At 59.2% G+C, this 12,763-nt stretch carries 13 protein-coding genes; 5 read left to right on the top strand and 8 right to left on the bottom strand.

What is annotated here, in order from left to right; genetic code table 11:
* The first annotated feature begins 161 nt into the window (after positions 1-161).
* Together EGX79_03480 and EGX79_03475 are read left to right on the top strand one after the other, a co-directional pair.
* Positions 162-395 carry a hypothetical protein gene (locus tag EGX79_03480; GenBank protein AYX81324.1) on the top strand — a complete coding sequence of 78 codons (234 nt, stop codon included), beginning with the start codon at positions 162-164 and terminating at the stop codon, positions 393-395.
* A 146-nt stretch (positions 396-541) separates the two neighbouring features.
* Entirely contained in the window at positions 542-1,423 is an 882-nt protein-coding gene (locus EGX79_03475) for a DUF1542 domain-containing protein (GenBank protein AYX81323.1), read from the top strand.
* A gap of 16 nt (positions 1,424-1,439) precedes the next feature.
* Here the strand turns inward: EGX79_03475 and EGX79_03470 are convergent, their stop codons facing one another.
* On the bottom strand, positions 1,440-2,057 hold the full coding sequence (locus EGX79_03470; protein ID AYX81322.1) for a DJ-1/PfpI family protein: 618 nt from the start codon (positions 2,055-2,057) through the stop codon (positions 1,440-1,442).
* Positions 2,058-2,164: 107 nt separating this feature from the next.
* On the bottom strand, positions 2,165-2,638 hold the full coding sequence (locus tag EGX79_03465) for a ribose-5-phosphate isomerase (GenBank protein AYX81321.1): 474 nt from the start codon (positions 2,636-2,638) through the stop codon (positions 2,165-2,167).
* Positions 2,639-2,866: 228 nt separating this feature from the next.
* Between EGX79_03465 and EGX79_03460 the strand changes: the two genes are divergently transcribed.
* Positions 2,867-4,072, top strand: a complete 1,206-nt coding sequence (locus EGX79_03460; protein ID AYX81320.1) for a radical SAM/SPASM domain-containing protein — start codon at positions 2,867-2,869, stop codon at positions 4,070-4,072.
* A gap of 27 nt (positions 4,073-4,099) precedes the next feature.
* On the opposite strand, the gene EGX79_03455 is transcribed toward EGX79_03460, so the two are convergent.
* Positions 4,100-4,744, bottom strand: a complete 645-nt coding sequence (locus EGX79_03455; GenBank protein ID AYX81319.1) for a disulfide bond formation protein DsbA — start codon at positions 4,742-4,744, stop codon at positions 4,100-4,102.
* A 148-nt stretch (positions 4,745-4,892) separates the two neighbouring features.
* Positions 4,893-5,459: a glucan synthase gene (locus EGX79_03450; protein ID AYX82705.1), complete on the bottom strand. Its 567-nt coding sequence runs from the start codon at positions 5,457-5,459 to the stop codon at positions 4,893-4,895.
* 151 nt (positions 5,460-5,610) lie between these two features.
* Between EGX79_03450 and pepN the strand changes: the two genes are divergently transcribed.
* Both pepN and EGX79_03440 read left to right on the top strand, forming a co-directional pair.
* Entirely contained in the window at positions 5,611-8,313 is a 2,703-nt protein-coding gene (gene pepN, locus EGX79_03445; protein ID AYX81318.1) for an aminopeptidase N, read from the top strand.
* Positions 8,314-8,380: 67 nt separating this feature from the next.
* Entirely contained in the window at positions 8,381-8,779 is a 399-nt protein-coding gene (locus EGX79_03440; protein ID AYX81317.1) for a globin, read from the top strand.
* 18 nt (positions 8,780-8,797) lie between these two features.
* Here the strand turns inward: EGX79_03440 and EGX79_03435 are convergent, their stop codons facing one another.
* From EGX79_03435 to ssb, 4 genes are all read right to left on the bottom strand, one after another.
* Positions 8,798-9,601 (bottom strand): hypothetical protein, encoded by an 804-nt coding sequence (locus tag EGX79_03435; GenBank protein ID AYX81316.1) that lies wholly within the window; start codon positions 9,599-9,601, stop codon positions 8,798-8,800.
* Between the two features lie 6 nt (positions 9,602-9,607).
* Entirely contained in the window at positions 9,608-10,051 is a 444-nt protein-coding gene (locus EGX79_03430) for an acyl-CoA thioesterase (protein ID AYX81315.1), read from the bottom strand.
* A 135-nt stretch (positions 10,052-10,186) separates the two neighbouring features.
* Positions 10,187-11,857 (bottom strand): energy-dependent translational throttle protein EttA, encoded by a 1,671-nt coding sequence (gene ettA, locus EGX79_03425; GenBank protein AYX81314.1) that lies wholly within the window; start codon positions 11,855-11,857, stop codon positions 10,187-10,189.
* A gap of 285 nt (positions 11,858-12,142) precedes the next feature.
* Complete coding sequence (gene ssb, locus EGX79_03420; protein AYX81313.1) at positions 12,143-12,703, bottom strand: single-stranded DNA-binding protein; 561 nt, start codon at positions 12,701-12,703, stop codon at positions 12,143-12,145.
* Positions 12,704-12,763: the final 60 nt, after the last annotated feature.

The raw sequence follows: 12,763 nt of genomic DNA, 5'->3' as shown, positions 1-12,763 counted from the left end.
TTGTCAGCCTTCTAAGCTGAAGACGCGGGTTCGATTCCCGTCATCCCCTCCACGCAACCGGGCGCATTGCTCCCGGTTTTTACTTTCTGAGCCGACGTCCGGGGACCAGAAATTCTTCTGACCTCTGTTCAGGATCCAGTGCTACGGGTACTCTGGGCACCATGAAGCCCACCATTATCGATGCCGATACTGGACACGAACTATGGACCGCGGTCGAATGCGCTGCTTTTTCCGGCACCGCACGTGGCACTTTCACCAGCTACGCTGGCCGCAAGAAGGCTCCTGAACCCGTCGCGAAGCTTCATGGGTTGACCCTGTGGGATTCCGAAGAAGTTCGCGCATGGCACGCCAATCGGAAGAGCCGCACCAAGAGCACCGACTCCGCCGAATCATAGATACCTACCCATACCCAATCATTTCCTGGTTCCCGAGCTACATCTGTCGGACAGATATGTAAGCTCGGGAACTTTTTTCGCTCTACATGCGTTATCTCAAGTAATTACAAGCAGTACCCGCAATTTCCTTTTTGGAGGCCTAGCCCATGGGGGCTTTAATCCTGATCGCGATCACCGTCGGCGGCGCAATTATCATCGCGTCGATGGCTCAAAACCGCTCTAACAGGGCCTTTGATGCTCGCCAGAACAATCAATTGGAAGACGCCGTCGCAGACGCCCGCCGATGGATTGAGCGACTGGGCTCACAGGTATTGAACCTGGCTGGCACCGATTCGGCTTCCACGCAGGCTCTTGCTGACGCATCCGAGCGCTACAATGCCGCTTCCTCGCAGATTTCTACTGCGCGCACCCCGGCACAGGCGCGAATGGCCCGCGAATCGGCGCTGGAGGGCCTGCACTACATCAATGCGGCTCGCGAAATTATGGGCCTGCCGGCGGGGCCGACACTGCCACCGCTGGAGGGGCAGAAGGCCGCTGGTTCTGTGACCGAAACTCGCACCATTGAGCACGAAGGCCACTCGGTTACCGCCTCTCCATACGCCACCCCGGAAACTCCGAACTACTACCCCGGTGGTCGTGTCGCTGGCCGTCCGGTTCCGGCCGGTTGGTACTCCGAGCCATGGTGGAAGTCCGCGCTCCGCACCGGTGTCTGGACCGCAGGCTCGATGCTGCTGTTCTCTACCCTCTTCCACGGTATGGCCGGTGTTGCCTACGGCGCTGATGAGTTCGCCAGCGGCATGGGCACCGGCGCTGACGACTTCGGCGGCACCGAGGACTTTGGAGCCGAAGACTTCGGTGGCGACGATTTCGGTGGAGATGACCTTGGCGGCGACTTCGGTGGCGGCGGTGCAGATGCCGGTGACGCAGGCGACGGCGGAGGCTTCTTCGACGGCCTCTTCGGTGGCGGCGACGGCGGCGGCGACGGCGGCGGATTTTTCGACGGCGGATTCGACGGTTTCGATATTTAGAAAAAGCCCGGCGCCGCTATTTCGCTAAATCCGCAAAAGGATCGACAGTGCCGTCTGTCTGAGGCCGATACTCAATTTTTCTGGCGGCGAATCGACCAGCTTCCTTGCCAAGGATGCTGCTAATTAAAGCAACAGCCATATCCATACCTGCTGCGACTCCTGATGAGCTCCAGCGATCTCCGTCTTCAACCCATCGAGCCGCTTTCACCCACGTCACTTCGTTTCCGAACGAGGTAGCCCAATCAAAAGCCAACTTATTACTAGTTGCCCGCTTTCCTTCAAGAAGCCCAGCCGCAGCAAGCAGTGCGGAACCTGTGCAAACCGATGCCACTAACCGCGCCCGGGATCCGAGGTTGTTGAGCCAGTCCAAAAACTCTGCATCGTCAACTAGTGTTCTACTCCCGGCTCCACCAGGAACTAGAAGAATATCGACCGTTTCGAGGTCAGTGGCACAACGTGTGGCGATAACCTGCGCCCCCTGAGCGCTGGTTATCGGACCAGCAATGTTGGCGACATATTCGACCTCAATCTCTGGGACATGGCCAAAAAGGCCAACCGGTCCAAATACGTCCAAGAGCTCGAACCCGGGGAATAGCACAACAGTTACTCGGCGATGCGCTTCTTGATTTGTCATACGACAATTCCTACTCCGTCTACACATGAAAAAAGGTCTGGTCCCAGAGTTTTCTGGAACCAGACCCCTTTTTTATTCCTATCAACAGATAGCGAACAGCAATCCCTTTAAGCTTCTGGCAGCTCCGGGGCAACGCCAGTCTTTTCGTACTCTGCCAGAATGTCGATGCGGCGCTGGTGACGCTCCTCCTCGCTCCACGGCTGGGAGACGAAAGCATCGACGATAGCCAGGGCCTCTTCCTCAGAGTGCATACGACCGCCGAGGCCGATCAGCTGAGCATTGTTGTGCTCGCGGGCGAGCTTTGCGGTCTCCACCGACCAAGCCAGCGCACAACGAGCGCCCTTGACCTTGTTAGCAGCAATCTGCTCGCCGTTGCCGGAACCGCCGAGCACGATGCCCAGGCTGCCCGGATCAGCGACGGTACGGGAAGCCGCCTCAATGCAGAATGCTGGGTAATCATCTGCAGGGTCGTAGGTGTGAGCGCCGCAATCAACGACGTCGTGGCCAGCCTTCTCCAGGTGGGCCTTAATCAGGTTCTTCATCTCAAAACCGGCGTGGTCTGCACCAAGGTAAATACGCATGGCAGCAAGTTTAGCGGTTCCCACGGATTCCACGGCGCCTGCACCCGTTTTAGGTATTGCTTGACGACGTCTCCTGCGCAGCCGAATAGGGTGAAAAGTGACTGTATTTGCGTTTCAGCACGCCTTCGAAACCGGAAATTGGGTGCTTTTACCGTGTCTCCTGCGCCGCAAGCTCACTTCCAAGTCGATCCTGAAGCCCATGGCTCCCATGGGAATCATCACGCACCGGTGGTGCGAACGGTTCGGCATGACATCAACAAGAAACCATTTATTGTCATTTGGGAGGTCACGCGGGCTTGTGGCTTAGTCTGCAAGCACTGCCGTGCAGATGCGCAGCACGAGCCGCATCCTCACCAGCTTTCGACCACCGAGGGCAAGATGCTGCTGGAGACCTTGGCGTCGTATAGCAAGCCGAAGCCGCTTGTAGTGCTCACCGGCGGTGATCCTTTTGAGCGTGATGACCTGGAAGAATTGGTGCGATTCGGCACGGAGCAGGGCCTGAATATGTCGCTATCTCCATCGGTGACGCCGCGGCTCACGCCAGAGCGGATTCAGTCACTGCGTGAGGCCGGTGGCAAGGCGATGTCCATGTCGCTCGATGGCGCGACTGCCCAGACCCATGACAAGTTCCGTGGATTTTCGGGCACTTTTGAAAAGACGCTCGAAATGGCTCCGCACATCAACGAGGCCGGTTACCGGCTGCAGATTAACTCGACCCTGACCAAGGGAAATATTCATGAGGCGCCAGCGCTGCTGAAGACCGTCATGGAGATGCAGGCCAAGATGTGGTACGTCTTTTTCCTCGTTCCCACTGGTCGCGGTGCGGATTTGGGCGCATTGTCACCGGAGGAACGCGAGGATGTTCTGCACTGGTTGTCTGATGTGTCCAACCGAATTGCCATTAAGACGACGGAGGCGCCGCAGTATCGGCGCGTCGTCATGCAGCAGGAGGAAGCGAAGGAAAAGGGGCTGCCACCCTATGAGGGCGGCGAGCTCTACCGTTACTTGACCGAGGAAACGACAAAGCTGCTCGGTGCTGTGCCGGAAAAGCCACGTCGCCCGCGCTCCCCCATGGCCGTCAATTCCGGGTCAGGTTTTGCCTTCATTGACCACATCGGCGACGTCTACCCCAATGGCTTCCTGCCGCTTCACTGCGGAAATGTGAAGGCCACGCCATTCCAGGAAATCTATTCGAACTCGCCGGCGTTCAAGGCCCTTCGCGATCCGGACAATTGGCATGGAAAGTGCAGCGTCTGTGAATACCACAGCGTATGCGGTGGGTCCCGGTCGACAGCGTACGCGTTGACCGGGGATTACACCGCATCCGACCCGACCTGCATCTACATCCCGCCACGGTGGGCTGCCATGAGCGAAGAAGAACGGCAGGCCTCTACCGGGCAGAATGCTGGAGCCGGAGCGGGTCAGCTCTCCTAACTGCGCGCCCCAGCTGCTACTGCTTTCTTAGTCGAAGCGCGGGTCCTCAGTCCGGGAGCGCTTAATTTCGAAGAAGTACGGGTAGCTGGCGACGGCAACCGAGCCGTCGAAAATCTTGCCGGCTTCTTCGCCGCGTGGGATACGGGTAAGCACCGGACCGAAGAAGGCAACGTCGTTGAGCTTGACCACCGGAGTGCCGACGTCGTTGCCGACCTCCTTCATGGCCTCTGCGTGGTTTTCACGCATGAGCTCATCGAACTCGGTAGTCAGGGCCTGTGCCAGGCGCTCTTCCGGCAGTCCAACCTCTGCGAGGGCTTCCTTAATCAGCTCGTCGAATGCGTGCTCCGGCTCGTCGACATGCGCATGGCGATCGATGCGGTTTTCGTTGTGAATCTTCGTGCCCAGCGCGGTGTAGAGCTTGTCGACGGCCTCCTGGCCATCCTGGGAGAACACGGCGTTGAACAGGCGTGCCGGGGTCCAGTTGCACTGCATCATGAACTTGTAATCTTCCGGCAGTTCATCGCGGCCTTCATTGAGCACCGACAGGCTCATCGGCTTCCACTCGATCTCGATGTCGCGGACCTTTTCGACTTCCTTAATCCAGCGCGACGTCACCCAGCAAAACGGGCAGGAAACGTCGAAGTAAAAAGTGACCTTGTCTCGATTGCTCATGTGAAAGTCCTCCTAAAGCATTGATTGACTTATCAACGACTATAGGGCGGATTTTTTCGGCTCGCATTCATGAATTCGGATGGGTCCGAAGTTCTACCGGACCTGGTGTTAACTGGCTCCCCCATCGGGCGCCGTCTAAATCGCCTACCTAACCGTTCCAGGGCAAGCCCGTAGCCTCCAGGGAATCAGCGGCAGCCTCCAGGTAGGCAGGCCAGTCGGCGTAGTCCAGGAACTCCGAGCCCACCTCGTGGTCCATGGAGACCATCTTCCCCGAGCGCATGTCCAGACAGTAGTTGTTTCCGCCGAAGTCCATGACCAGTGGAATCCATGCCTCGTGATACCACTTGCCATCCGAGTCGGCGCTGTCCATGCTTTCGGCTTCAAAGTCATCGAACTCGCCGTCGGCCTGCAGCTGAGTCCACAGCTTGTAGTCATTCAGAATCGACTTAGGCGGTGCAATCCAGCCACCGTCCCACGGCTCACCGTCCACAGACGCGTGCCGCAGCCACGAAGCTCGCACGTAGTCTGGCAGCTTTACTCCGAGGTCAGCCTCAAGCTGATCCAGTTCCGCTTCTGTCGCCGGGGCCTCCAAAGCATCGTCGCCAAGCTTTGCTTCAATGCGATCCCACGCCGCGTTGACCCGTTCAACCTTGCTTGCATCATCACTGAGTTCGTACATGAAACGAAGTGTATTCACGTTCGGCTTTGCTCGCATGCCAAAGAAGCCAAAATCTCGCTCAATCGACCGCCAATCGACCGCCAATCGACCGCCCGAATCGACACGCAATGAGCGAGGAAGTCGAGGTCACCCCGCCCACCACGCTACTGCCCGATTCCCAATCCGGGGTCGTGGTTACACTTGTCGCATGACTTCCACGAACCTAACCAGGACCGAGGCCGCCGACCGTGCGGCCATGCTCGAGGTGTCCCACTACGACATCTCCCTCGACCTTACGACCGCACCGGTCGGTGGGCAGCACAGCGCACCAACATTCGCTTCCAAGACCACAATTTCTCTGAAAGCGAAGCGCGCTGGTTCCACCTTTATTGACCTGCGTGATGCGGTTGTCAAGAGTGTGACCATCGACGGCGTCGATGCCACGGAGGCCGCTCGCTATGACAGCGAGACCGGCATTAACGTAGACCTGACCGAAGGTGACCACACCGTCGTTATCGATGCGGACTGTCGTTACACCAATAACGGCCAGGGCATTCACCGCTTCCAGGATCCCGCCGATGGCGAAACCTACCTGTACTCGCAGTTTGAAACTGCCGATGCCAAGCGCGTGTTCGCCTGCTTTGACCAGCCGGATTTGAAGGCGACGTACTCCATCCACGTCGTGGCGCCGAAGGGCTGGAAGGTTATTTCCAACTCGGTAGCCAAGACCGGCACCACCACCGATGTCCACGGCAATGAGGCCGACACCTTCGACTTCTCAGTGGATGTTCCGCTGTCGACGTACCTCGTCGCAGTCTGTGCGGGCCCGTGGCACGAGGTCACTGACTCGTGGACCGGCACTGTCGCACCGCACCCGGAAACCCCTGCCGAGCACCAGCCGGACGGCGAGCTGACCATTCCGCTAGGAATCTACTGCCGCCAGTCCATCGCCGAGTACCTCGATGCCGACACTCTGTTCAAGGAGACCAAGGAAGGCTTCGACTTCTACGCCAAGCACTTCGGCGAGCCCTACCCGTTCGGCAAGTACGACCAGATCTTCTGCCCGGAATACAACATGGGTGCGATGGAAAACGCCGGCTGCGTGACCATCCGCGACGAGTACGTCTTTCGTTCCAAGCCCACCCATTACCTCTACGAGCGCCGCAACGACACCATCCTGCACGAGATGGCTCACATGTGGTTCGGCGATTTGGTCACCATGCAGTGGTGGGATGATCTCTGGCTCAACGAGTCCTTCGCTACCTGGTCGGCTGCCGCCGCACAGGTTGAGGTTTCCGATTACAGCCACGCCTGGACCACCTTCGCCAACGTAGAGAAGGCCTGGGCCTACAAGCAGGATCAGCTGCCGTCGACGCACCCGATTGCCGCCGATGCCAGCGACATTGACACCGTCGAGCAGAACTTCGACGGCATCACCTACGCCAAGGGCGCGTCCACCCTCAAGCAGCTGGCCGCCTACGTTGGTCAGGACGCCTTCCTCGCCGGTGCTCGTCTTCACTTTTCCCGCCACCGCTTTGGCAACGCCACCTTCGCGGATCTGTTGGAGGCGCTCTCCGAGGCCTCCGGTCGCGATCTGTCTGGCTGGGCCGATCAGTGGCTGACCACCACCGGCATCACCACCCTGGCGCCAGAGTTCCATCAAGAGGACGGCAAGTACACCTCCTTCGCAGTCACGCAGGAAGGCGCCGAGCCGGGTGCCGGTGAACTCCGTGATCACCGAATCGCAGTGGGCATCTACAACCTGCGCGGCACCGGCGCGGACGCTGTACTTGAGCGCACCAAGCGCGTGGAAATCGACGTCCGCGGTGCCCGCACCGATGTCCCAGATCTGGTCGACACACCAGTTGGCGACGTCGTGCTGGTTAACGACGACGACCTCACCTACAGCATGATTCGCCTGGACGAAGGCTCGCTTGCCACCGTCATCGACAACATCGGCGCTTTCACCGATTCGATGGCGCGCACACTGTGCTGGTCCGCCACCTGGCAGATGGTTCGCGCAGGCCAGATGCGCGCTCGCGACTTCGTCAACCTGGTGCTTCGCGGCATCCCGGGCGAGGATAAGCTCTCCGTCTTGGAGCGCGTCATCGCTCAGGCGGTCAGCGCCGTCAACGTCTACGCCGATCCTCAGTGGGCCGAGTCCACCGGCCGCGATCTGCTGGCTCAGGGTCTGTTGGACTACGCGAAGAAGGAAACCGACGCCGACCGCGCCCTGGTTTTCGTTAACGCTCTGGCTACCGTGGGCTCGTCGAATAGCGACGTCGCCGACGCACTGCGCGCCATCTACGCCGGCGACGCCGACAAGGCTGGCTTCCCCGCTGTCACTGTCGACACCGACATGCAGTGGCGCGCCTTGAAGGCTCTGGTTTCCGCTGGTCTCGAAGGCGAGGAGGCCATCGCAGAGCTTGAAAAGACCGACAATTCAGCACTCGGCGCACAGGCCGCCATCGCCTGCCGCGCCTCCGTGCCGACGCTCGCCAACAAGTCCCGCGTCTGGGCTGAGGCGACTGTCTCCGGCGACGACGCCCCATCGAACCTTGTCATTCGCCACCTGCTGGCCGGCTTCAACGCGCCGGGCTCGGGTGCAGTGCTCGCGCAGGCGCTTGACGACGACTCCCGCGCCACCATCAACGCGGAGCAGTCGGCAACCTCACTGTCGGAGCACTTCTTCGCTGTTGCCAACAGCTGGTGGAAGCAGTTCTCATCCGAGACGGCACAGACGCTGCTCGAGGGCTTCTACCCCACCTGGGAGATCAGTGATGAGGCAATTGCAGCCGCTCAACGTCTGCTCGACAGCGACGAGACTGCATCGCCGGTCAAGCGCATCATCTCTGAGCAGCAGTTCCTGGTGAAGCTCGCTCTTCGCGCCCGCGAGTTCGACGCGAAGTAACAAGTGATTTCGGCCGGCACTTTGGCCGTTATCGTTTTCGTGGCATCAAGTCGATAGACTTGGTGCCATGACAACTTCTCAGACGCTCTTTGACTCCGTCGGCGGCGAGGATGTCTTCAATCGCATCGTCCATGGTTTTTACACGCGCATGCGTTCCGATGACCTCATCGGCCCGATGTACCCCAGCGATGACTGGGAGGGCGCCGAGGATCGACTACGTATGTTTCTCGTCCAGTACTGGGGCGGGCCGCACACCTACAGCGAACAGCGTGGTCATCCGCGCCTGCGCATGCGCCACATGCCGTTTTCCATCGGCGAGGCCGAACGCGACCGCTGGCTGGAAATCATGAGCGCCTCACTCGCAGACATTTCCGATGACGAGCTCCCCCGCCCCCAGCGCGAAGCCATGTGGAACCACATGGTGCAGGTTGCTGACATGCTCATCAACCGCTTCGACGCCCAGTAGGAATTAGGCCCTGCGCCGCTAGTTCAGCAGCGGCAGTACGCCAAAGGACTCGAGCGTAAAGATCGAGCCAAACCGCCCATCCAGCCGGTGCCACCGTCCCTTTGCGGACACGCGCACCGGCTCTTTTTCATCCGGTTGCTCCGGGATGAAGCCCATCGTGCACAGCGCAAACACGTCCCGCATGGTCACGTCCACGACGCTTTTCGACGTCGCCTGCGACTGCCCCTCCCCTGTATCAACAGTGGCTTCACCGGTACCGCCGCTGACAGTGAGAACCTTTTGGTCCAGCAGAGACGGTGGCATGCCCATCGGGCCGGAAGATTCGACGGCGACCGCGCGCCCCTGCTTCTCGAGAGTCCGGAAAGCAGTCGCTGGAACATAGTCGACAACCTGCCATCCTTCCGGCACTGGCAGGAATCCCGGCCAGGAGGACGCCGACTGCGCATGCACGCGGTATGGCATCGCGGTGAGCGAAGCTTCTTTCTCCTCTTCGTCCTCAGCAGTTTTTGCCTGCGCAAAGGCACGCACTGCGATGTCTTTAATCTCCGCGGCGGTGACGATGATGTCGTCGGGAAGCGCGTGCAGCGCAATCGTGCGCATGGCGAGCGGGCCGATTGGGGTCTTCACCCATACCTGCGACATTGCGGGCGCAGCGTTAGGTGCCGACGAGGAACTGATACCAGCGGCGGCGGTCTTACGTGCTCGGATGCGTAGCAACGTGCTCTCGTCGAGGGCGTAGGCCTTATGGGCCAGGACACCCAGATTCTTCAGGGCATCGGGAGTGCCAAAGGTCAGCTCGGCAGCGGGATGAGAAGTGGTCACGGCGAATTACTTGTCCTGGTCTTCCTTGTTGTCTTCGATTGCGGGAGCTGCAAAACGCTCCAGTTCACGGCGGGCAGACGGGGAGAGCTCGACTGCCTTCGCAGTCTTGAGATCAAACATCACCATCACGGTTTCGAGCACAGCAACGATGTGATCATGCTGGTCGGAGATTGTCTGGCGAAGTGTGAAAGAGGTGCGACCGAAGTTGATGATCTCGGTCTCAACCACAACTTCCTGGGTGTCCGGCAAAATAGCGCGGACGTAGTCAATCTCCAGGCGACGCACCACTGCCGCAGGCATCCCTGCCCCGCCGCCGAGACCGCGCATCACAAAGTCCAGACGAGCCTGCTGGGCGTATTCCAGGAAAGCGGTGTTGTTGGCGTGGCCATACTGATCGAAATCAGACCAGCGGATAGCGACGTTGGTACGAAATGGTGCTGATTCAGTCATACCCAGAACTATAGGCGTTTTCTGGAGCTACGAGCCTGCGAATACGCGAAAGCCCGGGACCTGTGCACTGGTGCGAGCCAGTCCACAAGGTTCCGGACTTTGCCGTTGGCAAAAATCAGATTCGCGCGAAACAGATTATCGGGTCAGGCGACGGTGCGTGACGCGCGACGGGCGTGCAGCCTCCTCGCCGTAACGCTCAATCTTGTTCTTCTCGTAGCCCTCGAAGTTGCCCTCGAACCAGAACCACTTGCCCTCTTCGAAGTTGCCTTCCCATGCGAGGATGTGGGTACAGGTGCGGTCCAGGAACCAACGGTCGTGGGAAATGACCACGGCACAGCCCGGGAAGTTCTGCAGTGCGTTTTCCAGCGAAGACAGGGTTTCGACGTCAAGGTCGTTAGTCGGCTCATCCAGGAGGATCAGGTTACCGCCCTGCTTCAGGGTCAGCGCGAGGTTCAGACGGTTGCGCTCACCACCGGAGAGAACCTTCGACGGCTTCTGCTGGTCCGCACCCTTGAAACCGAATGCAGACAGGTACGCACGAGACGGCATCTCGTTCTGGCCGACCACGATGTAGTCGAGACCATCAGAGACAACCTCCCAGACGGTCTTTTCCGGATCGATGTTTTCACGACCCTGGTCAACGTAGCTGAGCTGAACAGTCTGACCGACCTTGACCTCACCGGAATCCGGCTGCTCCAGACCCACGATGGTCTTGAACAGGGTGGACTTACCCACACCGTTCGGGCCAATCACACCGACGATGCCGTTACGCGGCAGGGTGAACGACAGGTCCTTAATCAGGACGCGGCCATCGAAGCCCTTCTCCAGGTCCTTGACCTCAACAACCTGGTTACCCAGGCGCGGCGGGGTCGGAATCTGGATCTCTTCGAAGTCGAGCTTCTTGTACTGCTCGGCTTCCTCCACCATCTGCTCGTAGCGCTCCAGACGGGCCTTGTTCTTGGCCTGGCGAGCCTTCTGACCCGAGCGGACCCACGCCAGCTCGTCCTTCAGGCGCTTCTGCAGCTTGGCGTCCTTCTTACCTGCAACCTCGAGGCGCTCAGCCTTCTTCTCCAGGTAAGTCGAGTAATTGCCCTCGTACGGGTAGAGCTTGCCGCGGTCGACCTCACAGATCCAGCCAGCGACGTGATCCAGGAAGTAACGGTCGTGGGTCACGGCCAGGACGGCACCCGGGTACTTAGCCAGGTGCTGCTCGAGCCACAGCACAGACTCGGCGTCCAGGTGGTTAGTCGGCTCGTCGAGAAGCAGCAGGTCCGGCTCGGAGAGCAGCAGCTTTGCCAGTGCTACACGACGACGCTCACCACCGGAGAGGTGAGTAACCGGCTCGTCCGCCGGCGGGCAGCGAAGCGCATCCATTGCCTGCTCAATCTTGGAATCCAGCTCCCAAGCATCAGCGGCGTCGAGCTCCTCCTGGAGCTTGCCCATTTCTTCCATGAGCTCGTCGGTGTAATTGGTGGCCATCTCCTCGGCGATGGCTTCAAAACGAGCCTTCTTCTCGAAGATGTCGCCGAGGCCCTCCTCGACGTTGCCGCGAACGGTCTTCTCCTCATTCAGCGGAGGCTCCTGCAGCAGGATGCCGACAGTGGCGCCCGGCTCCAGGAAAGCTTCACCGTTACTCGGCTGATCAAGGCCAGCCATAATCTTCAGAATCGACGACTTACCTGCGCCGTTCGGACCGACCACGCCGATCTTTGCGCCCGGGTAAAACGCCATGGTGACGTTGTCGAGAATAACCTTATCGCCGTGCGCCTTGCGCACGTTTTTCATCTGGTAGATGAACTCACCCATGGTGGAATTTCGTCCCCTCGTAGAAAGGAAATAAGCAATCCCTGTAGAGGTTACGCATAGGAACCAAAAGGCACAATCTACATGGGCGTACCCGCAATCCTTTCCCACCAAAATCTCTGCCAGGCTCCTAGCAAAACTAGCTGCGAGATAACGCTGCCGAATCGTATGCGATCCCTCCCCTTTCTCAGCAGCGTCACCTCACGTGCAGTAATTACCCCTCCCCTCTTTCCGCTCTTTCAGCGGCTCCCCCTCATTCCGCTCTACAACGATGTACTGGCTCCTGGGTTAGAACGGCGCACTGACTCCTGCATCAGCCATTTCTCGCTGCTCCGAACTAGCTGCACCTGTGTTCCCCGCCTCACCAGCGCCGCCCGTACTAGCAGTGAAGGTGCGCACGGCCCCGGCCTGAGACGCAACTGTCTCAGTAACCGAAGCTTCCGAATCCCCAGTCGATGACTCACCAAGACCAGTCGGCGACTCATGCGGCTTCTCAGTCATAGTCTTCACCGTTGCCAGGTGACGGCGCAGATTCGGACCTACCGCCTTAGCAATGATCTTCTGGCGCTGATGCTTCGTACCATCATCGCCCTCCCAGCGATCCGTACGAACGTGACCGTGGACAATGACGGCTTGGCCCTTCCACACCGTGTTATTCACGTTCTCGGCGAGCTTGCCCCAACATTCAACATCAAAATATGACGTCTCCGACTGCTCCCAACCATTCTCCCCCTTCCATGACTTGCTGGATGCCACAGAAAACTTGCAGACCTTTGCCCCAGAATTGGTATTTCGATTTTCCACATGATGGACCACATTGCCCACCACGGTAATAACTGCCTCAGACATCGGGCTCCTCCCCCAAAGAAAGCGTTTACCTACTGCGGCCGAATAATTCGAAGGTGTCTC

Origin of the sequence: Corynebacterium jeikeium, assembly GCA_003955985.1 — a bacterium.
Classification (GTDB): Bacteria; Actinomycetota; Actinomycetes; order Mycobacteriales; family Mycobacteriaceae; genus Corynebacterium; species Corynebacterium jeikeium_D.
This window is presented reverse-complemented; position numbering and strand designations above follow the sequence as displayed.